This is a genomic window from Burkholderia sp. AU45388 (assembly GCF_030481585.1).
Taxonomy (GTDB): Bacteria; Pseudomonadota; Gammaproteobacteria; order Burkholderiales; family Burkholderiaceae; genus Burkholderia; species Burkholderia sola.
On the sequence record NZ_JAUJPV010000009.1, the window covers coordinates 76,956 to 102,144 of the forward strand.

The following is a 25,189-nucleotide window of genomic DNA, read 5'->3' on the forward strand; positions in this document are numbered from 1 at the left end:
TGCGGCTAGCCGCCCTGCTTGTAGTTGTTCAGCGCGTAGCCGCGATCGCGGTAAAACCGGTAGCGGTCGCGGCCCGCGGCCAGCTCGTCCGGCGCGTTGCCGACCACTTCGAGCAGGCGCTCGAAGCGGGCGAATTGCGCGGGCACGGTCGCGCCGAGGTTCAGCAGCACGTGATGATGCGGCGCGCGGTCGAGATCGGCGGCCAGCACGATCGGCGTGCCGGCTGCGTGCTCGCTGTCGACGCCGCAATGCGGGATGAAATCGAGCGGCGAGAACGTCCAGAGCCGCTCGTCGAGCGCGCGCAGGCGCGCGGGCTCGGCGAGCACGACGACCGGCTGCCCGGCCTGATAGGCCTTGCGCAGCAGCCGGCACGCGTATGCGAGCGAATCGCCGACGTTCGAGTGAAAATCGATCCGCGTCATTGCCCGCGCACCCGCAGCGTCGTCCGCCCCGCCATCACTGGCCGGCGCGGTCGATCAGGAACTGCGCGAGCAGCGGCACCGGACGGCCCGTCGCGCCCTTCGCGGCACCGCCCTTCCACGCGGTGCCCGCGATGTCGAGGTGGGCCCACGGATAGCTCTCGGTGAAGCGCGACAGGAAGCACGCGGCCGTCACGGCGCCGGCCGGACGCCCGCCGATGTTCGCGAGATCCGCGAAATTCGACTTCAGCTGATCCTGGTACTCGTCGTCGAGCGGCATGCGCCATGCCGGGTCGTTCGCTTCGCGCGACGCGTCGAGCAGCTCGCCCGCGAGCGCGTCGTTCGTCGAGAACAGCCCGCTGTTGTGGCCGCCCAGCGCGATCACGCACGCGCCCGTCAGCGTCGCGACGTCGATCACGGCGGCCGGCTTGAAGCGCTCGGCATACGTGAGCGCGTCGCACAGGATCAGGCGGCCTTCGGCGTCGGTGTTCAGCACCTCGATCGTCAGGCCCTTCATGCTGGTGACGATGTCGCCCGGCTTCGTCGCGTTGCCGCCCGGCATGTTCTCGCAGGTCGGCACGATCGCGACGACGTTGATCTTGAGGCCCATCTCGGCGACCGCACGCATCGTGCCGAGCACGGAGCCCGCGCCGCACATGTCGTACTTCATCTCGTCCATGCCCTCGCCCGGCTTCAGCGAGATGCCGCCCGTATCGAACGTGATGCCCTTGCCGACCAGCACGACCGGCGCGGCCTTCGCGGCGGCGCCCTGGTAGTGGAGCACGATGAACTGCGGCGGCTCGACCGACGCGCGCGCGACGGACAGGAACGACCCCATCTTCAGCGCCTGGATCTGCTTGAGCCCGAGCACTTCGGCCTTCAGGCCCCAATCCTTCGCGATCTTCTTCGCGGTGTTGCCGAGGTAGGTCGGCGTGCACACGTTGCCCGGCAGGTTGCCGAGGTCGCGGGTGAGATCCATCCCGTTCGCGAGCGCGACGGCCTGCTTGATCGCGACCTTCGCGGCCTTTTCGTCGGCCGGGTCGACGCTGAACACGACGCGCTTGAGCGTGTGCGACGCCGGTTCCGGCTTGCTCTTCATCTGCGTGAAACGGTAGGTCTCGTTGCGCAGCGCGAGGATCGCGGCGCGCACGCCCCAGTCGGAGCTGCGCTCGTCGACCGGCAGTTGCGCGAGCGAGAACGTGACCTGGACGACCTTGGTCGCCAGCAGCGCGCGCCACGCGGCCGTCACCGCGTCGTTATAGGCTTTCTGATTGAAAGCATCCTGCTTGCCGAGCCCGACGAGCAGCACGCGCGACGCACCGATGCCCGATACTTCGTGCAGGAACAGCGTCTTGCCGCGCTTGCCGTCCATGTCGCCGGCCTTCACCACGCGCGAGATCAGCCCCTTGGTGGCCGTGTCGATGTCGAGCGCCGCGCCCGACAGGGTCTGCGCCTCGAAGATGCCGAGCACGATGCAGTCGGACTTCCCGGTCAGGAACCCCTTGGCTTCGCCTTTGCTCCAATCACAGCCTTTTATGCTAAAGTCCATCGCGCTTGTCCTCGGATAAAATCTGGGCTAAGGATGAAAGCCGCAATTATCCGCTATTTTTCCCGTGGCGGCGCGAGCGCTCCACCACGCGTGCGCAGCCTCCCGCCCTCTTCTCATCAAGAATGATCTTCGAACGCTCCCTCCAGCGCGAGCTTGCGTATACGGCTGGCGCCGTGTTCATGGTGCTGCTCACGATCATGCTCACGACGATGATGATTCGCATCGTCGGCTACGCCGCGTCCGGCGAAATCGATCCGCGGGACGTGCTCGTGCTGATCGGCCTGACCGTGATCGGCTACCTCGCCGTGATGCTCGTCGTCACGCTGTTCGTGTCGATCCTGTTCGTGCTGACCCGGTGGTACCGGGATTCCGAAATGGTGGTGTGGCTCGCGTCGGGCGTGAGCCTCACGCGCCTCATCAAGCCGATCGGCGTGTTCGCCGCGCCGATCATCCTGTTGATCGCCTTCTTCGCGTTCGTCGGCTGGCCGTGGTCGAACCAGCAGAGCAAGATGATCAAGGCACGCTTCCAGCAGCGCGACGAAATCTCCTTGCTCGCGCCCGGCCAGTTCCGCGAATCGGCCGCGAACCATCGCGTGTTCTTCATCGAGAAGATGTCGCCCGACCAGAGCAAGGTGCAGAACGTCTTCGTCACGTCGACGGAAAACGGCAAGGTCAACGTGGTCGTGTCGCAAACCGGCCATACGGAAACCTCGAAGGACGGCGATCGGTTCGTCGTCCTCGAAAACGGCCGCCGCTACGACGGCACGCCCGGCCAGCCGAACTTCAAGATCATGGAGTTCGAGCGCTACGGCGTGAAGATCACGAGCAAGCCGGTCGTCAACGTGCAGACCACCAACAGCACGCCCACGCCGGACCTGTTGCGCAACCCGACGCGCGACAACCTCGCGGAATTCGCGTGGCGCGCGGGGCTGCCGCTGATCGCGCTGAACCTGATGGTGCTCGGCATCCCGCTCGCGTACCAGAACCCGCGCCGCAGCCGCACGATCAATCTCGTGATGGCGGTGCTGATCTACCTCACGTACTCGAACCTGCTGAACGTCGTCCAGGCGCAGATCGAGCAGGGCAAGATGTCGTTCGGCGTCGGTCTCGTCGGCCTGCACCTGCTCGTCGCGGCGATCGTCGCGTTCATTTTCTGGTTGCGTGTGCGCAATCGTCCGTTGTTGACACGCGCGCTGTTCGGCCGCTCGGGAGCATGATCGATGCGGCTCTATGAAAAATACTTCGCGCGGCAGATCTACGTCACGTTCATCTTCATCCTGTTCGCGTTCTCGGGCCTGTTCTTCTTCTTCGACCTGATCAGCGAACTGAACTCGGTCGGGCACGGCAACTACAAGTTCGGCTACGCGGTGCTGCGCGTCGCGCTGCAGACGCCGTCGCGCTTCTACGAGATCATCCCGGTCGCCGCGCTGATCAGCGCGATCTACGTGTTCGCGCAGATGGCCGCGAACTCGGAATTCACGATCTTCCGCGTGTCGGGCCTCGCGACCAACCAGGCGCTGCGCTCGCTGCTGAAGATCGGCGTGCCGCTCGTGATCGTCACCTACCTGATCGGCGAATTCGTCGGCCCGTACGCCGACCAGTTGTCCGAACGCGTGCGGTTGCAGGCGCTCGGCGCATCGGTGTCGTCGAACTTCCAGTCGGGCGTGTGGGTGAAGGACACGCTCGCGGCCCGCGAGAACGGCGAGCAGGTCACGCGCTTCGTCAACGTCGGCAGCCTGTCGCCCGACTCGACGATCAGCAACGTGCGCATCTACGAATTCGACTCGAAATTCCAGCTGCAGAACGTGCGGATCGCGCAGACGGGCCGCTACGAGCCGCCCGGCCACTGGTTGCTGAAGGGCGTCACCGAAACGGAGTTGACGCCGATCAAGCCGATCACCGGCCAGCCGGCCGACGCGCTGAACCCCGTGTACCGGTCGCAGCAGGTGTCGCTGCCCGAATACCGGCTGCGCTCCGACCTGACGCCGCAGATCCTGTCGGTGCTGCTCGTGTCGCCGGAGCGCATGTCGATCATCAACCTGTTCCGCTACATCCAGCACCTGCGCGAGAACCAGCAGGACACGCAGCGCTACGACATCGCGCTGTGGCGCAAGCTGCTGTACCCGTTCGCGGTGTTCGTGATGCTCGTGCTGTCGCTGCCGTTCGCGTACCTGCACACGCGGGCCGGCGTGGTCGGCGTGAAGGTGTTCGGCGGCATCATGCTCGGCATGAGCTTCCAGCTGCTCAACACGCTGTTCTCGCACATCGGCACGCTGAACACGTGGCCCGCGCCGCTCACCGCGGCGACGCCGGGCCTCATCTATCTCGCGCTCGGCCTGTTCGCGCTCAAGTGGGTCGACCGGCACTGAGCGCCGCGTCGCGACGGAGGCTTCGACATGCATTCGCACGGTATCGTCCTGTTCGGCCACGGCGCGCGCGATCCGCGCTGGGCCGAGCCGTTCGAGCGGCTCGCCGCGCGGCTGCGGGGCGCCTCCCCGGCCGCGCAGGTGTCGCTCGCGTTCCTCGAACTGATGACGCCGTCGCTCGCTGACGCCGTGGCCGCGCAAGTCGCGGCCGGCTGCGCGCGCATCACCGTGGTGCCCGTGTTCTTCGGCCAGGGCGGCCATGTCCGCCGCGACCTGCCGCAGCTCGTCGACGCATGCCGCGCCGCGCATCCGGGCGTCGAGATCCGCTGCGCGACGGCCGTCGGGGAAGACGACGGCGTGTTGGACGCGGTCGCGCGCTATTGCGTCGACCAGCTCGGCGACGACGCGTAGCCGCCCACGCATTCGTCGTCCCCAACGAAAAAGCGCCGGCATCTGCCAGCGCTTTTTTCGTTGGGGACCGCGTTCGAGCCGTGCTCAGGCGGCATTGCGGATTGGATCGCCCGCCTGCGCCTGCCGCGCGCGTTCGGCGAACGCATCGCCGATCATCAGCAGGCTCGGCTCCGCGGGATCGAGCCACGCCTGCGCATCGCCGGCCGCCATCTGCGCGAGCGTCAACGTCAGCGTGCGTTCGCGCGCGGTGCTGCAGGCCTCGACGATCGCCACCGGCGTCGCCGGCGCACGGCCGGCGTCGATCAATTCCTGCGCGATGCCGGGCGCGCTGTCGCGGCCCATGTAGTAGACGATCGAATCGGCGCGCGCGGCTTCGCGGATCTCGTCGCTGCCCGGTGCCCGGCTGTGCGTCGCAAAGGCCACGCTGCGCGATACGCCGCGCAACGTCAGCGAACGCTTGAGCGTCGCCGCGCCGGCCAGCGCCGCGGTGATGCCCGGCACGACCTCGTAGTCGATGCCGGCCGCCTCCAGCGCGCGCATTTCCTCTTCCGCGCGGCCGAACAGCATCGGATCGCCGCCCTTCAGCCGCACGACGCATGCATGCTCGTGCGCCGCATCGACGATCTGCTTGTTGATGAAATGCTGCGCGGTCGAACGCTGCCCACAGCGCTTGCCGACCGCGATCTTCCGCGCGTTCGGCGCATAGTCGAGCATCGCGGGCTCGACGAGCGCATCGTGCAGCACGACGTCAGCCTGCTCGAGCAGCCGCATGCCGCGCACCGTGATGAGGTCCGCGGCGCCCGGCCCTGCGCCGATCAGATATACCTTGCCCATATGTGTCGCTTCGCTAGGGTCCTGCCGCGGCGGCCGGTTCGCCGCCGCGCGGATTGACGATTACGCCGAGAACGCGCGGATCATGCCCGCGGCGACCGTGTGATGCGTCGCCTCGTCGATCAGCACGAACGCGCCCGTACCGGGGTGCGCATCGTAGGTGTCGCAGACGATCGGCTTTTGCAGCGTCAGCGCCACGCGGCCGATGTCGTTCATCTTCAGTTCCTGACGGTCGGTCGCGTGCGACAGCGTATGCACGTCGAGCACCTGCTTGACCGCGCCGATCTTCGCGAACACCGTGCTGGTGGTCTGCTTCAGCAGGTACTTGCGCTGCTGCGACAGCGGCGCGTCGTCGAACCAGCACAGGTCGGCCTCCAGCTTCTTGGCCGGCTCGACCGGCTCGGCGGTCGTGACGAACATGTCGCCGCGCGACACGTCGACGTCCTCTGCGAGACGGATCGTCACCGTCTGGCCCGCGAACGCGTGCGCGACCGCCGCGGTGCCGCCCGGCACCGGCGCGACGATCTCGGCGACCGTCGCGGTGCGGTTCGACGGCAGCACGACGATCGCGTCGCCGACCTTCACTTCGCCCGACTCGATCCGGCCCATGTAGCCGCGGAAATCGTCGGCCGAGCTGCCGTCCTGCCGCGCGACCCACTGCACCGGAAAGCGCAGCGCGTCATGCGCCTGCGTCTCGACCGGCAGCGACTCGAGCACGTCGAGCAGCGGCTCGCCCGCATACCACGGCATGCGCTCGCTCGCGCCGACGATGTTGTCGCCCTTGAGCGCCGACACCGGCACGAAGCGCACGTCGGTCAGGCCGAGCTGCTTCGCGAGCGCGACGTACGCGTCGCGGATCTCGTTGAAGCGCGCCTCGCTGTAATCGACGAGGTCCATCTTGTTGATCGCGACGATCACGTGCTGCAGCCCGAGCAGCTTGACGATCGCGCTGTGGCGTTTGGTCTGCGGCAGCAGTTGCACGACGCCGTTCTCGACCGTGATGCGCGTCGCGTCGATCAGCACGATCGCCGCGTGCGCGGTCGACGCGCCCGTCACCATGTTGCGCGTGTACTGCTCGTGGCCCGGCGTGTCGGCGATGATGAACTTGCGCTTCGCGGTCGCGAAGTAGCGGTACGCGACGTCGATCGTGATGCCCTGCTCGCGCTCGGCTTCGAGGCCGTCCGTCAGCAGCGCGAGATCGAGCTCGTCGCCGACCGTGCGCTTGTTCTTCGCGCGCGACAGCGCGGACAGCTGGTCGGACAGCACGGCCTTGCTGTCGTACAGCAGGCGGCCGATCAGCGTGCTCTTGCCGTCGTCGACGCTGCCCGCGGTGATGAAACGCAACACGCCGAGGTCTTCGGTGTTCTCGATGATGCTCATGATGTGAATGTCCTCGTGTGCTTCAGAAATAACCTTGCTTCTTGCGCTGTTCCATCGCGGCTTCGGATGCCTGGTCGTCCATCCGGGTCGCGCCGCGCTCGGTGATCTCGGTCACCGCCGTCTCGGCGATGATCTTCTCGACGTCGTCCGCGTCGCTCTCGACCGGGCACGTGCAGCTGATGTCGCCGACCGTGCGGAAGCGCACCTGCGCAAGCTCGCTCGTCTCGCCGTCACGCATCGGCGTGAGCGGCGTGACCGGCACGAGCAGCCCGTTGCGGCGCACGATCTCGCGCTGATGCGCGTAGTAGATCGATGGCAGTTCGAGGTTCTCGCGCGCGATGTACTGCCACACGTCGAGCTCGGTCCAGTTCGAGATCGGGAACACGCGCAGATGCTCGCCGTTGTGCAGGCGGGCGTTGTACAGGCTCCACAGTTCCGGGCGCTGCGCCTTCGGATCCCACTGGCCGAATTCGTCGCGGAACGAGAAGATGCGCTCCTTCGCGCGCGCCTTCTCTTCGTCGCGGCGCGCGCCGCCGATCAGCGCCGTATACCCGTGCTGCTCGATCGTTTCCAGCAGCGTGACGGCCTGCGCGGCGTTGCGCGAATCGGTTTCGCGGCGCAGCACGACCGTGCCGCGCTTGATCGAATCCTCGACGTGGCCGACCACCAGCTCGGCGCCCAGCTCTTGCGCACGGCGATCGCGGAAGTCGATCACTTCCTCGTAGTTGTGGCCCGTGTCGATATGCACGAGCGGGAACGGCAGCGTCGTCTTGCGGTTCGGGCCGAGGCCGAATGCCTTCAGCGCCAGATGCAGCACGACGACCGAATCCTTGCCGCCCGAGAACAACAGCGCCGGCTTGCTGCATTCGGCAACGAGTTCGCGCAGGATGTGGATCGACTCGGCTTCGAGCCAGTCGAGGTGGCCCATGCGGCTCTCGGCGCCGGTGGGCGGGGCAAAGGCGGATTGCTCGAGCGTCGTGCTCATGATTTCAGTCCTTCTCTTCTGGGTTCGTGCCGCCCGCTGTCGCAGGCGGCGCAATATTCGGTTTCTTGTCGGCTTTCAGTGCGCGGCGCCGGATTCGGCGTTCGCGGGAATCGGCGTGATCGTCGTGATGTGCAGCCCGCATTCCTTCGTGTCGCGCGATTCCCACCACCAGCGGCCCGCGCGGCTGTCCTCGCCGGGACGGATCGCGCGCGTGCACGGCTCGCAGCCGATGCTCGGATAGCCGCGCGCATGCAGCGGGTTGACCGGCACGTCGAACGCTTCAAGGTACGCCCACACGTCGGCTTCCGTCCAGTCGGCGAGCGGGTTGTACTTCGCGATTCCGCGCGCGTCGTCCTGTTCTTCCTCGTGCAGCTCCGCGCGCGTGACCGACTGCTCGCGGCGCTGGCCCGTCACCCACGCGCCGACGTCCGCCAGCGCGCGGTTCAGCGGCTCGACCTTGCGGATGTGGCAGCACGACTTGCGCAGCTCGACGCTCTCGTAGAACGCGTTCAGGCCGTGCTCGGCCACATACTGGTCGACCGCGTCCTGCCGCGGATGGAACTGCTCGATCTCGTAGCCGTAGCGCTCGCGCACGCGGTCGATCATGCCGAGCGTTTCCGCGTGCAGGCGGCCCGTGTTCAGCGAGAAGATGCCGATCGACACGCCCTTCGACAGGATCGCGTGCGTGAGCAGCATGTCTTCCGCGGCGAGGCTGCTCGCGAATTTCACCTTGTCGTGACGCTCGCCGATCCGCGCGAGCAGCGCGTCGAGGCGCTCGACCTTCGCGGCGAGTTCCGGCGTCAGCGCGGTGGCGGTCGCGGTGCTCATGCGCTCACCTTCGTGTCGGCCGCAGCCGCGCGGCGGCGGAACAGCGGCACCGGCTCGTCGAACGCGCCCTGGTAACGCTGCGTGAATTCCGTGAATGCGTTCAACGCGTCGTGGATGTCCTTGTCGGCGCGCACCGCGAATGCGTCGAAGCCGCAACGCGACATGTACAGCAACTGGTCGCGCAGCACGTCGCCGATCGCGCGCAGCTCGCCGGTCCAGCCATGACGTTCGCGCAGCAGGCGCGCGATGCTGTAGCCGCGGCCGTCCGCGAAGCGCGGGAAGTCGACCGCGATCAGCGAGATCGCGCCGAAGTCGGCCACCAGATCGGCCGGCTCGCTGTCCGGCGCGAGCCACACGCCGAGTTCGTCCTTCGTCTTCGCGGCGACGAGCGCCGCGCGCTCGGCCTGCCACCACGCGAACGGCACCAGCACCTTGCCGGCCGGCAATGCGTCGACCGCGGGCAGCGCACCGTCTTCCGCCGCGCGCACGACCTGCCATGCGTCGTCGATCACTGCGCGGTTCTTGATAATCGAAGCCATCTGCAAATTCCCCTACCCGGTTGGTTACGCGTTCACTGCCTGGCGCGCCGCATACACGCGCTCCTTGAACGGCGCGATGCCGATGCGATCGTACGTGTCGATGAAGCGCTCGCCGTCGATGCGCGCCTCGACGAACGTATCGATCAGCTTCGCGATCACGTCCGGCACTTCTTCCGCGGAGAACGACGGCCCGATCACGCGGCCGAGGCGCGCGCCGTTGCGGCCCGTGCCCTGCTCGCCGCCGAGCGACACCTGGTACCACTCGGCGCCGTCCTTGTCGACGCCGAGGATGCCGATGTTGCCGACGTGATGGTGACCGCACGAGTTCATGCAACCGGAAATGTTCAGCGACAGTTCGCCGAGGTCGTACACGTAGTCGAGATCGTCGAAACGCTGCTGGATCGCCAGCGCGATCGGGATCGACTTCGCGTTCGCGAGCGAGCAGAAGTCGCCGCCCGGGCACGCGATGATGTCGGTCAGGAGGCCCACGTTCGGCGTCGCGAAACCGGCCGCCTTCGCCTTTTCCCACAGCGCGAACAGGTCGCGCTTCTTCACGTTCGCGAGAATCAGGTTCTGCTCGTGCGACACGCGCAGCTCGCCGAACGAGTACGCGTCGGCCCAGTCGGCGACCAGCTCCATCTGCGCGTCGGTCGCGTCGCCCGGCGCCACGCGGTGATCCTTCAGCGACAGCGTGACGGCCGCATAGCCCGGCACCTTGTGCGGCGCGACGTTACGCTCGACCCAGCGCGCGAACGCCTTGTTCTCGAGCAGGTGCTGTTCGAACGACGCGTCGGTGTCGGCCAGCTTCTCGTAGACGGGCGGCTGGAAATACTGCGACACGCGGTCGATTTCGGCCTGCGTGAGCGTCGAAGGGCCGTCCTTCAGGTGCTGCCACTCTTCCTCGACCTGCTGCGCGAACTTCGCCGGCGACAGCGCCTTCACGAGGATCTTGATCCGCGCCTTGTACAGGTTGTCGCGGCGGCCGTAACGGTTGTACACGCGCAGCACGGCTTCGCAGTACGTGAGCAGGTGCTGCCACGGCAGGTCTTCCTTGATCACCGCGCCGACGATCGGCGTGCGGCCGAGGCCGCCGCCCGCCAGAATGCTCGCGACCACCTCGCCCTGCGCGTTCTTCTTCAGGTACACGCCGAGGTCGTGGATCTGCACGGCCGCGCGGTCGTGCTTCGAGCCCGACACCGCGATCTTGAACTTGCGCGGAAGCCACGCGAATTCGGGATGGAACGTCGACCACTGGCGCAGGATTTCCGACCACGGGCGCGGATCGATCTCTTCGTCCTGCGCGACGCCGGCGAACTGGTCGGCCGTGATGTTGCGGATGCAGTTGCCCGACGTCTGGATCCCGTGCATCTGCACCGATGCGAGCTTCGCGAGGATCTCGGGCGTGTCTTCGAGCTCGATCCAGTTGAACTGGATGTTCGAGCGCGTCGAGAAGTGGCCGTAGCCGCGGTCGTGTTCGCGGGCGATGCGGGCCAGCATCCGGAGCTGGTCGCTGCGCAGGTTGCCGTACGGAATCGCGATGCGGTGCATGTACGCGTGACGCTGCATGTACAGGCCGTTCTGCAGACGCAGCGGACGGAATTCGTCTTCGCTCAACTCGCCCGACAGCCGGCGGCGCACCTGATCGCGGTACTGCGCGACTCGTTCGTCGACGATCGTCTGGTCGTATTGGTCGTACTGATACATTCGGGGACCCCAGGGTTTTCGTGGTGACCGCGCGACGTCCTAGCCACGTCGCGCCCGAATCTCCGTTCCGTCGTCACCGCCGCCCACCGCGGCCGGCTGGATTGCTAATGACGAAAACAGATATCCATATTTGAAAAACTCCGGTGAATCGTAATAAACTCGCCTTATATTTCAAACGACTAAAAAATTCTGTTGATATGCGGAAGGGTTATAAATGAACCTGCACCAATTTCGCTTCGTGCGCGAGGCCGTCCGGCAGAATTTCAACCTCACCGAGGCCGCCAAGGCGCTCTACACGTCGCAACCGGGGGTGTCGAAGGCGATCATCGAGCTCGAGGACGAGCTGGGCGTCGAGATCTTCACGCGGCACGGCAAGCGCGTGCGCTCGCTCACCGAGCCGGGCCGGATCATCCTCGCTTCGGTCGAGCGGATTCTCCAGGAAGTGGAAAGCCTTAAAAGGGTAGGAAAGGATTATGCGGCCCAGGACCAGGGCAACCTGACCATCGCGGCTACCCACACGCAGGCCCGCTACTCGCTGCCGGCCGCGATCGCCGAGTTCAAGAAGCGCTTCCCGAAGGTGCACCTGTCGATCCTGCAAGGCAGCCCGACGCAGGTGGCCGAGATGGTGATCCACGATCAGGCCGATCTCGCGATCGCGACCGAGGCGATCTCCGACTACAAGGAACTCGTGTCGCTGCCCTGCTTCCAGTGGCATCACGCGGCCGTCGTGCCGGCCGACCATCCGCTGCTCGAACGCAAGCCGGTCACGCTCGACGATCTCGCCCAATATCCGCTGATCACGTACGACGACGCGTTCGCGGGCCGCAAGAAGATCAACCATGCGTTCGCGCTGCGCGGGCTGTCGCCGGACATCGTGCTCGAGGCGATCGACGCCGACGTGATCAAGACCTATGTCGAACTCGGCCTCGGCGTCGGCATCATGGCCGACATCGCGTTCAATCCCGAGCGCGATCGCGGCCTGCGGCTGATTCCGGTCGGCCACCTGTTCGGCAGCAACGTGACGCGTGTCGCGCTCAAGCAAGGCGCCTACCTGCGCAGCTATGTGTATACGCTCGTCGAACTGCTGTCGCCGACGCTGAACCGCAAGCTGATCGAGCAGGCGCTCAAGGGCGAAGCCGAATCGTACGAGCTGTAAGCGCTCCCGGGCCTGCCGCTTCGCGCCAGGCCTCCGGGGCGATCGAGAAAACCCGGGACGGCCCGGCGTTTTCCCGAGCCCGCGTGTATGAACACTGTGAACACTGGGGCGCCTGTCGCGCCCCGTTTTGTTGCCAGACGGAGATTCCCGCATGACGCTTCCCGCCCTGCCACGGCTGCCCGCCTCGTTGCGCCGCGCCGCCGGCGCCGTCCTCGTGCTGGCCTGCGCGGCCGCGCATGCCGACCTGAAGGTCGGCGTCGACCTGTCGTCGACCGGCCCGGCCGCCGCGATCGGCATCACGAGCAAGAACGCGATCCTGATGTGGCCGAAGACGATCGCCGGGCAACCCGTGCAGGTCACGGTGCTCGACGACGCGTCCGACCCGGGCGCCGCGGTGCGCAACATCCGCAAGCTGGTCGACGAGGACCACGTCGACGTCGTGGTCGGCCCGAACATCACGCCGGCCGCGCTCGCGGCGCTCGACGCGGTAGCCGCCGCGCAGACGCCGATGATCACGCTGGTCGGCTCGGGCTCGATCGTCGAGCCGCAGGAAGGCGCGCGAACCTGGGCCTTCAAGATGGCGCAGAGCGACCGCGCGATGGCCGACGTGATGACCCGCTACATGGCGAACCACGGCGTGAAGACGGTCGGCTTCATCGGCTTCGCGGACAGCTATGGCGACAGCTGGCTGAACGAATTCACGCGCTTCGCCGACCTGCGCAAGATCCGCGTGATCGCGACCGAGCGCTTCAACCGCACCGATGCGAGTGTCACGGGCCAGGCGCTGAAGCTGATCGCGGCGAAGCCCGACGCGATCCTGATCGCGGGCGCCGGTACGCCGACCGTGCTGCCGCAGCGCACGCTGATCGAGCGCGGCTACAAGGGCGCGATCTACCAGACGCACGGGATCGCGACGCCGGAATTCATCAAGCTCGGCGGCAAGGACGTCGACGGGACGCTGTTCCCGACCCAGCCGGTGGTCGTCGCGCGCACGCTGCCGGCCGACCACCCGGCCCGCCAGGCCGCGCTCGCGTTCGTCGATGCGTACGAGGCGAAGTACGGCGCCGGCACGGTCACGCAGTTCGCGGGCGATGCAGCGGGTGTGTATCCGCGCCTGGCCGATGCGGTCGGCCGTGCGCTGAAGGTCGCGCAGCCCGGCACGCCGGCCTTCCGGGCCGCGTTGCGGCGCGAACTCGAACGCGCGCATGAGCTCGTCGTGCCGAACGGCGTCGTCAATACCAGCGACAAGGATCACGTGGGGCTCGATCAGCGCGCGAGCGTGATGGGGATCGTGAAACAGGGGCGGTTCGTCTATCTGAGCCAGTAGCAGACGCGGCCGGTCGCCGGGCTGCTTGCCCGGTGCTCGGTTTTCCGCCATAATCCGCGTTTCGCCGCGCACCATCGCATGCGCGGCCAGGATCAAGCCCAGGTGGTGAAATTGGTAGACGCAGGGGACTCAAAATCCCCCGCCGCAAGGCGTGCCGGTTCGATTCCGGCCCTGGGCACCAGTCTTTCGCAGCGTCCGCGCTGCCTTCGTCGAAACCCGCGCAAGCTCGCCGCTTCGCGGGTTTTTTGTTTTTGCGCCGCGTTCGCCGCAACAGGTGCCCGCCCGGCAGTCCAAGCCTCAGGGAATGCCGACCACGGAGGCCGCCCATGTCCATGCGCGCGATTGCCTGCCGGATCTGCGGCGGCGTGCTCGCCACCGTGCTGGCGCTCATGCTCGGGGGGCGGCAGACCGAGCGCACCGCCCGTACCCGACTGTCCCGGGCCACATGCGCCCTATCCGTTCCCGGACAACCTTCCCCCACCGCACCGAATGACCTGACGGGCGCCCTTCGCCGGGCAGCCGCTCCACTCAAGCCGTCAACTCGCGCACGAAGTCGAGAAACACCCTCACCTTGGCCGAAACGAGATTCGACGCGTGGTGATACGCGTAAAGCGGGAAAGTCTCGTCCGCCCATTCGGGCAACACCTGCACCAACCGCCCGTCGGCCAGGACGTCCCGCGCATAGAGCTCCAGCAGTTGCGCGATGCCGACGCCGCCCACGCATGCGCCGAGCAGCCCGCCCGTATCGTTGACCGTCAGCCTGCCGGCGACGTCGACCGGCACGACTTCCTTGCCCCGATGAAACTCCCATTCGTACGGCCGCCCCGTCACCGGATCGCGGATCAGCACGCACCGATGACCGTCCGCGAGATCCCGCGGGTGCCTCGGCTCGCCATGACGCGCGACGTAGGCCGCCGACGCGCAGGTCAGCACGCGCGTCTCGAGCAGCAGGCGCGCGCGATATGACGACGGCTCCGGGATGCCGAAGCGCACGGCCACGTCGAAGCCGTCGGCGACGAGGTCGCCCATCCGGTCCCGCACGCTGATTTCGACCGACAGGTCGGGAAAGCGGTCGAGAAATTCCGCCATCCGCGGCGCCAGCACGGCGTGGCCGAACGTGCCGTCCACGTTGACTCGCAACCGCCCCCTCACGCGCGCCTTCGACTGGCCGGCATCGAGCGCCGCCTCCTCGATGCCGGCCAGCAGCGGCGCGACCGCCTCGTAAAAGCGTCGCCCTTCGTCGGTCAACGTGATCGCGCGCGCCGTGCGGTTGAAGATCCGGATGCCGACCCGCTCTTCCAGCCGGGCGACCGCGCGGCTCACCGCCGGTTGCGTCAACCCCAGCGCCTCGCCTGCCCGCGCGAAGGTGCCGGCCTCGATCACCGCGGAGAGCACCCCGATACCGCTGAGCAGCCTGCTGTCGAATCTCATGAGACATACTTTCAGTCATCCATTGACTGATCATTATTCATTATTTTTATTTATCGAGGAAGCCTACAGTAGCCCTGTCGCCGGATCGAACGGCATTCATCCACTCACCAGGAGCAGGACATGAGCACATCGGAACAAGTCGCCCTCGTCACGGGTTCGTCGCGCGGCATCGGCGCGGAAATCGCCCGCCAACTCGCCCGGGACGGCTTCCGGGTCGTCGTCAACTATGCCGGAAGCGCCGGCCCGGCCCGCGAAGTGGTCGACGCGATCGTCGCCGACGGCGGGCAGGCGGTCGCGGTGCAGGCGAACGTCGCCGACCCGGCGGCCGTGGCCGCGCTGTTCGACACCGCGCAACAAGCATTCGGCGGCCTGGACGTGGTGGTCAATTCCGCGGGCGTGATGAAGCTGGCGGCCATCGCCGACTGCGACGACGCGCTGTTCGACGAAACGATCGCCATCAACGTGAAAGGCACGTTCAACGTCTGCCGCGAAGCGGCCAGGCGGGTGCGCGACGGCGGACGCATCATCAACCTGTCGACCAGCGTGATCGGCATGCGCATGCCGACTTACGGCGTGTACGTCGCCAGCAAGGCGGCGGTCGAAAGCCTGACGCAGGTGCTCGCGCAGGAAATGCGCGGGCGCGGCGTCCGCGTGAATGCCGTCGCGCCGGGACCGGTCGCGACCGAATTGTTCCTGCAGGGCAAGAGCCCCGAACTCGTCGATCGGCTCGCGAAGCTGAACCCGCTCGAGCGGCTCGGCCAGCCCGACGACATCGCGCGCGTCGTCGCGTTCCTCGCCGGCCCCGACGGCGCGTGGGTCAACGGGCAGATCCTGCGCGCCAACGGCGGCATGTGCTGACGGGCCGCTCGCCGCCGCCTCATCTTTTCGCCAGGAGATCGCTCATGAAGGAAATCGTCCTCGTCACCGGCGCGTCCAGCGGCTTCGGCTGGCTGACGGCCCAGGCACTCGCCCGCGCCGGTCACACGGTCTACGCGTCGATGCGCGAGAGCACCGGGCGCAATGCGCCGCGCGTCGCCGCCATCGCCGCCTATGCGCGACAACACGGCGTCGACCTGCGCAGCGTCGAACTCGACGTCGGCGACGATGCATCGGTCGACGCCGCCATCGACCGCGTGATCGCCGACCACGGCCGTCTGGACGTCGTCGTCCACAACGCCGGTCACATGGTGTTCGGGCCGGCCGAAGCGTTCACGCCCGAACAGCTGGCGCAGCTCTACGACGTCAACGTCGTGTCGACCCAGCGCGTGAACCGCGCGGCGCTGCCGCACCTGCGCCGCCGGGGCCGCGGCCTGCTCGTGTGGGTGTCGTCCTCGTCGGCGCGCGGCGGCACCCCGCCGTTCCTCGCCCCTTACTTCGCCGCGAAAGCCGCGATGGATTCGCTCGCGGTGTCCTACGCGGCCGAACTCGCGCGCTGGGGCATCGAAACGTCGATCGTCGTGCCGGGCGCGTTCACCCGCGGCACGAATCACTTTCTTCATGCGGGCAAGCCGGCCGATACCGCCGTGCAGGCCGCCTACGACAGCGGGCCGTACGCAGGCGTCGCCGATCAGGCGTTGAAGGGCCTCGCCGCGCTTGAACCGGCCGACGCCGACGCGGGCGCCGTCGCCACGGCGATCGCCGAGCTCGTCGCGGCGCCGGCCGGCAAGCGCCCCTACCGCGTATTCGTCGACCCGTCGCAGGACGGCGCCGAGGAGGTGTTCCGCGTCGGCGACCGCATCCGCCGCGAGATGTTCAAGAACATCGGGCTCGCCGATCTGCTCGCGCCGCGCGCTGGCGGCTGATCCTTCGCGCGTCGGGCCGGCCGGCGCGCGTCACCCTCGCTCGCAGAACCGGAGAATCGCGTCCGCGACCGCCGCCGCGGATTCGCGCTGCGGGAAGTGACCGATTCCGTCAAGCACGTGCCGCTCGTAGCGCCCGGCGAAGAACCGCTCGCGCCCGGCCGAGCTGTCCGGATGATTGCAGGTGTCCGCGCCGCCGTGCAGCACGAGCGTCGGCACCGTCAGCACGGGCGCCGGGTTCAGCCTCGCATCGTCGTCGGCATAAGCCGGCGCGCCCGGCGCGAAGCCCCAGCGCTGCCGGTACGAATGCAGCACGACGTCGATCCAGTCGGGTCCGTCGAACGCCACGGCCGCCGCATCGAAATCGCTGTCGCGATACCAGTCCGGCGGCGACCACGTGTCCCACATCAGGCGCGCGAACGCGCGGCGGTCGTCGCGCAGCGCCTGCTCGCCGCGCGGCGTCGCCATGAACCAGTGATACCAGTAGTTGCGCGCCTGCTGCAGCGACAGCGGCTGGGCGGGATCGTTGGTGCCGTACCCGACCGACAGCATCACGAGATGCGATGCGGCGGCGTCGCGCAACCCGCACGCGTTCGCGGCCGCGCGGGCGCCCCAGTCGTGCCCGACCAGCACGGGCGGCTCGATACCGAGCACGTCGACGAATTCGAGCAGGTCGCGCCCGAGCGCCGCGAGCTGGCCGCTGCGCGGTACGGACGCGTCGCGAAAACGCGTCGGCGCGAAGCCGCGCAACGCGGGCGCGAGCACGCGGTAGCCGCGCGCGGCCAGCGCCGACGCCACCGCCTCCCATCCGACCGGGCTGTCCGGCCAGCCGTGCAGCAACACGGCCACGCGCTCGCCGCGCGGGTTCCATTCGAGATAGGCAATGTCGAGCGACGCGGTCGTCGCTTGCGCATAGGTCGTCATCATGTACTCCGTCAGGTCGGCAGGAACCTACGATGGTAGGCCACCCTTTCATCACGATTCGCGGAGTATCATGATTAACTCTTCAAATATTGCGTTGAATTCACCCATGCAACCGCCGACCGATCCCGCGTCCACCGCGCTCGACATCGCGCTGCTGCGCACCTTTCTCGAAGTCGTCGACAGCCGCGGGTTCGCGCCGGCCGCGGAACGCCTCGCCCTGACGCCATCCGCCGTCAGCGGCCACATCAAGCGGCTTGAACAGGCGGCCGGCACCGTGCTGCTGGCGCGCACGACGCGCCGGATCGCGCTGACGCCGGCCGGCGACACGCTGTACGCGTACGCGCGCAACATCGTCGACATGGAGCGCGAGGTGCGCGCACGGCTGCGCGGCGCGCCGGCGCACGGGCCGCTGCGGATCGGCGCGTCGGAGGATTTCGCGGGCACGTGGCTGCCGCGGGTGCTGCGCACGTTCCGCGACAGCCATCCGCGCACGTCGATCGAACTGAAGGTCGGCATCACCGCGTCGCTGCTGCGGGAGCAATCGTTGGGCCGGCTCGACGTCGTGTTCGGCAAGCAGTGCCGGCAGGTCGACACGCCGGGCGAACTGCTGTGGGAGGAGCCGCTGGTGTGGGCATTCGCGGCCGATACGGCGCTCGACGCCGACGAAGGCGTGCCGCTCGCGCTGTTTCCGGAACCGTGCGTGTACCGGGAAGCCGCGGTGTCCGCGCTCGCAGCCGCGCTGCGGCCGTTTCGCGTGCTGTTCGAAAGCGCGAGCATGGCCGGCTGCATGTCGGCCGCGCTCGCCGGCTTCGCGGTCACGGCGCTCGCGCGCAGCCAGTTGCGCGACGGCCTGCGCGCATGCGGGCCGCACGACGGCCTGCCGGCGCTGCCCGCCGCCCGCTTTTACGCATTCGCGTCGAAACCCGCGGGCGTCGGCGCCGCGCTGATCGACGCGGTGCGGGCGACCGGGCGCACGCGGCAGTTCGCCGCCTGAGCACGCGCGGCGCGCTCGCCGCACGGGCTGCCCCTCGCGCCGCCGCTCGAGCGGCGCCACGGGCCGGCAAACGGCGGGCGGCCCGCGGATACCGGCACGATCCCGCTTTCAGTCGCCGCCGTCGCTCGCGCCCGCGTCGTTCAATGCCTCCGCCATCAACGCGCCGAACCATTCGATGAACGCGTTGAGCCGCCTCGAGCGATGCCGGCGGTGCGGATACACGGCCGACACGTCCATCGGCTCGGCGCGGTGGCCGGGCATCACGTCGACGAGTGCGCCGCTCGCCAGCAAATGCTCGACGTCGAAGCGCGGAATCTGGATCAACCCCATTCCCGCAACACAGCTGGCGATATAGGTTTCGGCGTTGTTGACGATCACGCGGCTCGGCAGCGTCAGCGTGTGCCGCTGCCCGTCCGCGCAGTATTCCCAGCCGAGCTCGCGCCCCGTCGTCGGCGACGCATAGCCGATCGCCCAGTGCCCGTGCGCGAGCGCATCCGGATGCTCGGGCACGCCGCATTCGCGCAGGTAGCCGGGGCTCGCGCAGTTGATCAGCGTGAACTGTCCGAGCGGCCGCACGACGAGGCTGCTGTCCGCGAGCCGCCCGACGCGGATCGCGCAATCGACGCCCTCCTGCACGAGGTCGATCGCGCGGTCCGTGGAGCCGAGCGACAGTTGCAGCTTCGGGTGACGGCGAAACAGCGACGGCAGCGCGGGCGCCACGACGCGGCGTGCGATCCGGCTCGGCATGTCGACGTTCAGCCGCCCGACCACGTCGCGGTCGCGGCGCCGGAACAGGCGATCGAGTTCGTCGGCTTCCGCGAGCAGGCGCCGGCCGCGTTCGAGCAGCAGCGCGCCGTCGGCGGTCAGCTGCACCTGGCGCGTCGTGCGGTGCAGCAGCCGCGTGCCGAGCGCCGTCTCGAGCTGCTGGACGGCCGCCGACACGGTCGCGCGCGGCACGTCGAGCGCATGCGCGGCCTTGATGAAGCTGCCCATCTCGGCAACCTGCAGGAAGATCCTGACCTGATCCAGCTTGTCCATCGGCGGGAAACCCGGGTTCGAACCACGATCGGCGCCGGCCGCCGCGCATCGCGGCCGGCTTCGGCGACAAGAGAAAACGGGCGCGCGACCTCGTGGCCGCGCGCCCGTCCATTGTCCACGCAAACGCGCCAGTGCGGGGCGCCGCGCGGCGGCAAGCGGCCCGGTTACTTGGTCGTGTAGCCGCCGTTGATCAGGATCGTCTGGCCGGTGATCCACCAGCCGTCGGTCACGAGATGGCGGATGAACGGCACGACGTCCTCGATGTCGGTCAGCCCCGTCTTGCTGAACGGCGACAGCGCGGCGGCCGTCTTGTGATACGCGACCGCATCGGCGCCTTCGGCCGGATAGAAGAACGGCGTGTCCATCGGGCCGGGCCCGACGGCCGTCACCGAGATCCCGCGCGCGCCGTACTCCTTCGACGCCGCGCGCGTGAAGTGCTCGACCGGCGCCTTCGACCCTTCGTACGCCGCGTAGAACGGTGTGAACGCGCCGAGCAGCGACGTCACGAGCGTGACGAGCTTGCCGTGATCCTCCAGGTGCCGCCCGGCTTCCTTGATGAAGAAGAACGCCGACTTGCTGTTGACCGCGAACATCTCGTCGTACTCGGCCTCGCTGATTTCCGTGAACGGCTTCTTCAGCACCTTGCCCACCGTGTTGATCGCGATGTCGATCTTGCCGAAGCGCTGCTTCGCGTCGTCGAACAGCTTCTCGACCGCGGCCGCCGTCGTCAGGTCCGCCCGGAACGTCGCGGCTTCCGCCCCGGCCGCGCGCACCGCCGCGGCCGTCTCCTCGGCCTGAGCCTGCGACCCCGCGCTGTTGTAGTGAATCGCCACCGCCTTCGCGCCGTGGCCCGCCAGGTCCCGGGCGATCAGGCCGCCGAGATTCTTTGCGCCGCCTGCGATCAGGACGACCTTGTCTGCGAGCGTATGAGTTGCCACGGTTGACTCCTTTTTTCGTTGAACGAAGCTAGGAGTGTAGGCATGCGCGGCGTGCCGATCAGCCGGCCGCGGCTGGATGGATTATCCAGAAAACCGATCCAATCGAAGCGACGCAAGGTGGTCTGCCGCACCGACGGCGGCGGCGGATTCTGCAATTATTCGCGGCATGGCCGCCGGCCCGCTCAGCGCGCGTACCGCGCCGCGTCGATCTTGCCGAGCAGCCACTGCATGCCGGCGAGATGCTGCTGGTCGTGGCTGCACAGGTAATGGACGAGCCCGCGCACGGTCAGCGAACCGTAGCCGTCGAACGCGCCGGTACGCTCGAACTGTTCGGGCGTGACGCGCGACAGCCGCGCCAGCGTCTCGCGCCGCGCGTCGCGAATCGCCGCGAGCACGTCGGACGCATACGCGTCGTCGTAGCGCCGCTCGATCGCGAGAGAGTCGCCGTCGATCGACACGAGCAGCGGGTGGTCTTCGTCGAGCATGCGACGCAGCCGCACGTGATAGCCGTCGATCTCGATGTCGCGCACGTGGCAGAGCTGCCCGAGCGGCGAGAAGGGCTCGCTCGGGATGCCGGCCCAGTCGTCGGGTGTCCAGCGCGCATAGCCGTCGGGCACGGCCGCGAAATGCGCTTCGAGCTGACGGGGGAAATCGGCGAGTGCGTCGAGCGTCGTCGGATTCATGCGGGGAAACTCCCTGTCGGATAAAGGCGCGCGGCAACCCTGGCATGGGCCGGCCGCCGCCGTTGCGTCACTTCACGGTGAAGCCGTACGCGCCCTGCGTGCGATGCCCGTCGGTCGCGACGGCCACCCACTTCACCGTATACGCGCCCACGCCGAGCGCCGCGAGCGGCACCGTCATCCGCTTGCGGTTCGACGCGTCGATGCGCGCGCGGTCGCTCGACACCGTCTTGCCGTCGCCGTCGACGACGACGATCGAGCTGAATGCCGGCTCCAGCGGCTCGGTGAAGTCGATCGTGACGGCGGCCGGTGCGGTGGCCGGCGCGGCGCCCGCCACCGGGTCGCTCTTCGCGAGATGCGCGTGCGCGAACGCGGCAGACGAGACGGTCACGGCGACGACGACGGCGGCCGCGTGGCGGCCGAACGGGAATGAATCGAAACGCATGGACGGTCCGTGAAGTATGAACGGGCGCCGCGCGCGGCGCGGCGTTCCGGCAGCTTACCAGCGCATGCACGTTCATGCCGCCCCTGCGCCGCCGCTTGATAGAATGCGCGCGCTATGGATCTCGAAAGCATTCTCTACACCCAGGGCTTCGGCTCGCGCCGCCAGTGCCGCGGCCTGATCGAAGCAGGCCGCGTCGCCGTCGCGGGCGCCGCCGCGACCGACCCGGACGCCACCTTCGACACCGACGGCCTCGTGTTCGCGGTCGACGATACGGCATGGCCGTTCCACGCGCGCGCCTATCTCGCGCTCAACAAGCCGGCGGGCTACGAGTGTTCGCGCGATCCGCAGCACCATGCGAGCGTGTTCAGCCTGTTGCCCGCGCCGCTCGTCGCGCGCGGCGTGCAGTGCGTCGGCCGGCTCGACCAGGATACGACCGGCCTGTTGCTGCTGTCCGACGACGGCCAGTTCGTGCACGCGTACACGTCGCCGAAGCGCAAGGTGCCGAAGACCTACGTCGCGACCGTGCGCCACCCGCTCGACGATGCCCAATTGCACGCGCTGCGCACCGGCGTGCAGCTGCATGGCGAGCCGAAGCCGATCGCGGCGGTCACCGCCGACGCCCGCGACACGCACACGCTCGCGCTGACCGTGCTGGAAGGCAAATACCACCAGGTCAAGCGGATGGTCGCGGCGGCGAGCAACCGCGTCGAATTGCTGCACCGCGAAAGCATCGGCGGCTTCGCGCTGCCGGCCGATCTCGCGCCGGGCGCCTGGCGGTGGCTCGATGAAGCCGACCTTTCCATGCTGCGCAATCCGGTCAAAACCCTGTAAGGGAAAATCCGCACGACCGTTCGGTGTCTGGCGGCCTCTCGGCCGCAGGTTCCCCCGCTATACTGAAATCACAAGCTGCAAGAGCGGCGATGCAGGGGGAGACATCATGAACATCAACCATTCTTTCGAACTGTCGTCCGTGATGATCGCGTTCGCGGTCATCGGCGTCGTCGTGATCGGCGGCCTGCTGGCCACGATGCATCTGAAGCACAAATATCATCCGAACCTGATCGGCGCGCTGATCGGTGCGCTGCTGTGCTTCCTGCTGATCGAGGCGCTACCGGCGCTCACCTGACGCGCTGCCCGGCGCGAGCGTTTGAAGGAAATCGTCTACGGTCGGATAGCGCAACGTCACGCACAATTCGGCCTTGAGCCGTGCGTTGGACAGGCGCCGCGACTCGCGCATGAACGACAACAGCGTCGGCTCGAGCACGCGCTCCGCATCCGCGCGGCTCACGCGCGGCGGCTTCGGCAGGCCGAGCGCCTGCGCGACCCGGTCGAAATACTCTCCCATCCGCAGTTCGGTGTCGTCCGACGCGTGCACGGCGCGCGCCGGCTTGCCGCGCTCGGCCGCCCGGCGCAGGATCGCCGCGAGATCGTCCGCGTGGATGTGGTTCGTGTAGACGTCGTCGGCCGGTTCGAGCGCCGGCGTGCCGCGCTCGAGCCGCGCGACCGGCAGGCGGTTCGCCGCATAGATGCCGGGAATGCGCACGATGCGCGCGGACAGCACGCCGCGCACCGTCGCCGCACGCAGTTGCCGCTCGGCCGACACGCGCCGAAAGGCGCGCGGGTTCGCGGGGCGCAGCGGATGCGTTTCGTCGATGCGCGCGCCGCCGCAGTCGCCGTAGACGCCCGTCGTGCTGGCATAGACGAGCCTCGGCGCGCGAAAACCGTCGGGTACAATACGCGCTGCCCGAACGGGCGCGCCGGCCTGTCGCGCCGCGCTGCGCAGCGTTCGGAGCCGGCCGACGGCCGGTGCCGGCGGTATCGCCGGCCGACGCGCGGGCATGGACGTTGCGGCGATCAGCGCACGCGTGCGCCGGTCGTCGCGGCCGTCGGACGGCGGCGGCGCGAGATGCAGGATCGTGCGGGCAAGGCCCGCGAGACGGCCGAGCGTCGCCCGGCGATCGAGGTCGCCGACGATCGGCGTCGCGCCCGCGGCGCGCAGTTCGTCGCGGCGGGCCGGGTGGCTCGTCAGCGCGAGGATGCGCAGGTTACGGCGCGTGTCGCGCCATTGCGCGACGCATCGCATGCCGACGTCGCCGCAGCCGACGATCAGTACGCGCGGCCGGCGCAGGATTCGTGTCGCGATCATGTTGGTTGCGAGATCAGTAGCCGCCGTTGCGCGACGCGCAACGGTTTTGCATTGTAGCTGCCGTGCGCGACATGCACGGTCCCCCCCATTTTGTTCTAGTTTGGTTCTATGGCATTCAACGTCACTCTCAAGCAAAGCGGCCGGCAATTCCAGGTCGAGTCGGATGAAACCGTGCTGGCCGCCGCGCTGCGCCAGAACGTCCATCTGCCGTACGGCTGCAAGAACGGCGCGTGCGGCTCGTGCAAGGGCCAGATCGTGTCGGGCCAGATCGAACAGGGCCCGCACGCCGCGTCGGCGCTGTCCAACGACGAACGCACGCGCGGCCTCGCGCTGCTGTGCTGCTCGAAGGCGCAATGCGATCTCGAGATCGACGTGCGCGAGATCGCCGGCGTCGACGGCGTGCAGGTGAAGAAGCTGCCGTGCCGGATCGCCGCGCTCGAACGCAAGGCGGACGACGTGATGGTCGTGAAGCTGCAGTTGCCCGCGAACGAGCGCCTGCAGTACCTCGCGGGCCAGTACGTCGAGTTCATCCTGAAGGACGGCTCGCGCCGCAGCTACTCGATGGCGAACGCGCCGCACGAGGAAGGCCCGATCGAGCTGCACATCCGCCACATGCCGGGCGGCAAGTTCACCGACCACGTGTTCGGCGTGATGAAGGAGCGCGACATCCTGCGCTTCGAAGGCCCGCTCGGCACGTTCTTCCTGCGCGAGGATTCGGACAAGCCGATCGTGCTGCTCGCGTCGGGCACCGGCTTCGCGCCGATCAAGGCGATCATCGAGCACGTGAAGCATTCGGGCATCACGCGCCCGATGACGCTCTACTGGGGTGCGCGCCGCAAGAAGGACATCTACCTCGCCGAACTCGCCGAGCAGTGGGCGCGCGAGATCCCGAACTTCAAGTACGTGCCGGTGCTTTCCGAGCCGGACGACGCCGACCAGTGGACGGGCCGCACGGGCTTCGTCCATCGCGCGGTGATCGAGGACCTGCCCGATCTGTCGGGCCACCAGGTCTACGCGTGCGGCGCGCCGGTGATGGTCGAATCCGCGCAGCGCGACTTCACGCAGCACCACGCGCTGCCGGCCGACGAGTTCTACGCGGACTCGTTCACGAGCGCCGCCGATCTCGCGCATCCGGTCTGAGCGCCGGCCGCGCCCCGCTGCGCGCCGCCGTGTCACATCCGTGGCATCGCGGCGGTTTACAGTGGGGCGCGGGATGCCTTATGCTTGCGCACATGAACCGCTTCCTGTCCGCTCTCCGACGTCGCCGCTCGCCGCTCCGCCCGGATGCCGCCGGCTCGT

Annotated in this window: 26 protein-coding genes and 1 tRNA gene; 12 read left to right on the plus strand and 15 right to left on the minus strand. The window is 68.2% G+C overall.

Features of this window, described 5'->3' with window-relative positions:
* Positions 1–5: 5 nt before the first annotated feature.
* Together QZM72_RS16950 and QZM72_RS16955 are read right to left on the minus strand one after the other, a co-directional pair.
* Entirely contained in the window at positions 6–422 is a 417-nt protein-coding gene (locus tag QZM72_RS16950; RefSeq protein WP_006484796.1) for a DNA polymerase III subunit chi, read from the minus strand.
* Positions 423–456: 34 nt separating this feature from the next.
* The gene (locus tag QZM72_RS16955) at positions 457–1,968 is read right to left on the minus strand and encodes a leucyl aminopeptidase (RefSeq protein WP_089468201.1); all 1,512 of its coding nucleotides are present in this window, start codon (positions 1,966–1,968) and stop codon (positions 457–459) included.
* Between the two features lie 122 nt (positions 1,969–2,090).
* On the opposite strand from QZM72_RS16955, the gene lptF reads away from it, so the two are divergent.
* The 3 genes from lptF to QZM72_RS16970 are packed head-to-tail and all read left to right on the plus strand — an operon-like array spanning position 2,091 to position 4,745.
* Complete coding sequence (gene lptF, locus QZM72_RS16960) at positions 2,091–3,185, plus strand: LPS export ABC transporter permease LptF (RefSeq protein ID WP_301738699.1); 1,095 nt, start codon at positions 2,091–2,093, stop codon at positions 3,183–3,185.
* A gap of 3 nt (positions 3,186–3,188) precedes the next feature.
* Positions 3,189–4,337: an LPS export ABC transporter permease LptG gene (lptG, locus tag QZM72_RS16965; RefSeq protein ID WP_089468203.1), complete on the plus strand. Its 1,149-nt coding sequence runs from the start codon at positions 3,189–3,191 to the stop codon at positions 4,335–4,337.
* Positions 4,338–4,364: 27 nt separating this feature from the next.
* Positions 4,365–4,745 carry a sirohydrochlorin chelatase gene (locus QZM72_RS16970; protein WP_089468204.1) on the plus strand — a complete coding sequence of 127 codons (381 nt, stop codon included), beginning with the start codon at positions 4,365–4,367 and terminating at the stop codon, positions 4,743–4,745.
* Positions 4,746–4,829: 84 nt separating this feature from the next.
* Here QZM72_RS16970 and cobA read toward each other — a convergent pair whose 3' ends face one another.
* The 6 genes from cobA to QZM72_RS17000 form a co-directional block, all read right to left on the minus strand.
* The gene (gene cobA, locus QZM72_RS16975) at positions 4,830–5,579 is read right to left on the minus strand and encodes a uroporphyrinogen-III C-methyltransferase (RefSeq protein WP_301738700.1); all 750 of its coding nucleotides are present in this window, start codon (positions 5,577–5,579) and stop codon (positions 4,830–4,832) included.
* Positions 5,580–5,639: 60 nt separating this feature from the next.
* On the minus strand, positions 5,640–6,956 hold the full coding sequence (locus QZM72_RS16980) for a sulfate adenylyltransferase subunit 1 (RefSeq protein ID WP_301738701.1): 1,317 nt from the start codon (positions 6,954–6,956) through the stop codon (positions 5,640–5,642).
* A 22-nt stretch (positions 6,957–6,978) separates the two neighbouring features.
* Positions 6,979–7,941, minus strand: coding sequence for a sulfate adenylyltransferase subunit CysD (cysD, locus tag QZM72_RS16985; protein ID WP_089468207.1), 963 nt, complete (start codon positions 7,939–7,941; stop codon positions 6,979–6,981).
* Positions 7,942–8,016: 75 nt separating this feature from the next.
* Entirely contained in the window at positions 8,017–8,769 is a 753-nt protein-coding gene (locus QZM72_RS16990) for a phosphoadenylyl-sulfate reductase (protein WP_301738702.1), read from the minus strand.
* Complete coding sequence (locus QZM72_RS16995; RefSeq protein WP_089468209.1) at positions 8,766–9,308, minus strand: DUF934 domain-containing protein; 543 nt, start codon at positions 9,306–9,308, stop codon at positions 8,766–8,768. The genes QZM72_RS16990 and QZM72_RS16995 overlap by 4 nt, the downstream gene beginning before the upstream one ends.
* Before the next feature lie 24 nt (positions 9,309–9,332).
* Positions 9,333–11,012, minus strand: coding sequence for a nitrite/sulfite reductase (locus QZM72_RS17000; RefSeq protein ID WP_089468210.1), 1,680 nt, complete (start codon positions 11,010–11,012; stop codon positions 9,333–9,335).
* A gap of 214 nt (positions 11,013–11,226) precedes the next feature.
* On the opposite strand from QZM72_RS17000, the gene QZM72_RS17005 reads away from it, so the two are divergent.
* From QZM72_RS17005 to QZM72_RS17015, 3 genes are all read left to right on the plus strand, one after another.
* Positions 11,227–12,168 (plus strand): CysB family HTH-type transcriptional regulator, encoded by a 942-nt coding sequence (locus QZM72_RS17005; protein ID WP_006478072.1) that lies wholly within the window; start codon positions 11,227–11,229, stop codon positions 12,166–12,168.
* A gap of 151 nt (positions 12,169–12,319) precedes the next feature.
* A complete protein-coding gene (locus QZM72_RS17010) occupies positions 12,320–13,495 on the plus strand; it encodes an ABC transporter substrate-binding protein (protein ID WP_301738703.1) in 1,176 nt (391 codons plus the stop codon).
* Between the two features lie 96 nt (positions 13,496–13,591).
* Positions 13,592–13,676, plus strand: a tRNA-Leu gene (locus tag QZM72_RS17015).
* Between the two features lie 347 nt (positions 13,677–14,023).
* On the opposite strand, the gene QZM72_RS17020 is transcribed toward QZM72_RS17015, so the two are convergent.
* Positions 14,024–14,926 (minus strand): LysR family transcriptional regulator, encoded by a 903-nt coding sequence (locus QZM72_RS17020; RefSeq protein WP_089468221.1) that lies wholly within the window; start codon positions 14,924–14,926, stop codon positions 14,024–14,026.
* Between the two features lie 120 nt (positions 14,927–15,046).
* Here QZM72_RS17020 and QZM72_RS17025 point away from each other — a divergent pair, with 120 nt between their 5' ends.
* Positions 15,047–15,784 (plus strand): SDR family oxidoreductase, encoded by a 738-nt coding sequence (locus tag QZM72_RS17025; RefSeq protein WP_089468222.1) that lies wholly within the window; start codon positions 15,047–15,049, stop codon positions 15,782–15,784.
* A gap of 44 nt (positions 15,785–15,828) precedes the next feature.
* On the plus strand, positions 15,829–16,728 hold the full coding sequence (locus QZM72_RS17030; protein ID WP_089468223.1) for an SDR family oxidoreductase: 900 nt from the start codon (positions 15,829–15,831) through the stop codon (positions 16,726–16,728).
* 30 nt (positions 16,729–16,758) lie between these two features.
* Here QZM72_RS17030 and QZM72_RS17035 read toward each other — a convergent pair whose 3' ends face one another.
* On the minus strand, positions 16,759–17,649 hold the full coding sequence (locus tag QZM72_RS17035) for an alpha/beta fold hydrolase (RefSeq protein ID WP_301738757.1): 891 nt from the start codon (positions 17,647–17,649) through the stop codon (positions 16,759–16,761).
* A 106-nt stretch (positions 17,650–17,755) separates the two neighbouring features.
* On the opposite strand from QZM72_RS17035, the gene QZM72_RS17040 reads away from it, so the two are divergent.
* Positions 17,756–18,643 (plus strand): LysR substrate-binding domain-containing protein, encoded by an 888-nt coding sequence (locus tag QZM72_RS17040; protein ID WP_089468224.1) that lies wholly within the window; start codon positions 17,756–17,758, stop codon positions 18,641–18,643.
* A gap of 108 nt (positions 18,644–18,751) precedes the next feature.
* Here the strand turns inward: QZM72_RS17040 and QZM72_RS17045 are convergent, their stop codons facing one another.
* The 4 genes from QZM72_RS17045 to copC all read right to left on the minus strand — a co-directional run bounded on the left by QZM72_RS17045 (position 18,752) and on the right by copC (position 21,744).
* A complete protein-coding gene (locus QZM72_RS17045) occupies positions 18,752–19,681 on the minus strand; it encodes a LysR family transcriptional regulator (RefSeq protein WP_089468225.1) in 930 nt (309 codons plus the stop codon).
* Positions 19,682–19,845: 164 nt separating this feature from the next.
* Complete coding sequence (locus tag QZM72_RS17050) at positions 19,846–20,619, minus strand: SDR family oxidoreductase (protein WP_089468226.1); 774 nt, start codon at positions 20,617–20,619, stop codon at positions 19,846–19,848.
* A 182-nt stretch (positions 20,620–20,801) separates the two neighbouring features.
* The gene (locus QZM72_RS17055) at positions 20,802–21,302 is read right to left on the minus strand and encodes a DinB family protein (protein ID WP_089468227.1); all 501 of its coding nucleotides are present in this window, start codon (positions 21,300–21,302) and stop codon (positions 20,802–20,804) included.
* A gap of 67 nt (positions 21,303–21,369) precedes the next feature.
* Positions 21,370–21,744, minus strand: a complete 375-nt coding sequence (copC, locus tag QZM72_RS17060) for a copper homeostasis periplasmic binding protein CopC (RefSeq protein ID WP_089468228.1) — start codon at positions 21,742–21,744, stop codon at positions 21,370–21,372.
* Positions 21,745–21,858: 114 nt separating this feature from the next.
* On the opposite strand from copC, the gene QZM72_RS17065 reads away from it, so the two are divergent.
* Positions 21,859–22,575 carry a 16S rRNA pseudouridine(516) synthase gene (locus QZM72_RS17065; protein WP_089468229.1) on the plus strand — a complete coding sequence of 239 codons (717 nt, stop codon included), beginning with the start codon at positions 21,859–21,861 and terminating at the stop codon, positions 22,573–22,575.
* Positions 22,576–22,681: 106 nt separating this feature from the next.
* Positions 22,682–22,870: a hypothetical protein gene (locus QZM72_RS17070; protein ID WP_089468230.1), complete on the plus strand. Its 189-nt coding sequence runs from the start codon at positions 22,682–22,684 to the stop codon at positions 22,868–22,870.
* On the opposite strand, the gene QZM72_RS17075 is transcribed toward QZM72_RS17070, so the two are convergent.
* Entirely contained in the window at positions 22,853–23,890 is a 1,038-nt protein-coding gene (locus QZM72_RS17075) for an NAD-dependent epimerase/dehydratase family protein (protein ID WP_089468231.1), read from the minus strand. The genes QZM72_RS17070 and QZM72_RS17075 overlap by 18 nt on opposite strands.
* A gap of 108 nt (positions 23,891–23,998) precedes the next feature.
* Between QZM72_RS17075 and QZM72_RS17080 the strand changes: the two genes are divergently transcribed.
* On the plus strand, positions 23,999–25,030 hold the full coding sequence (locus tag QZM72_RS17080) for a CDP-6-deoxy-delta-3,4-glucoseen reductase (RefSeq protein ID WP_089468232.1): 1,032 nt from the start codon (positions 23,999–24,001) through the stop codon (positions 25,028–25,030).
* Positions 25,031–25,189: the final 159 nt, after the last annotated feature.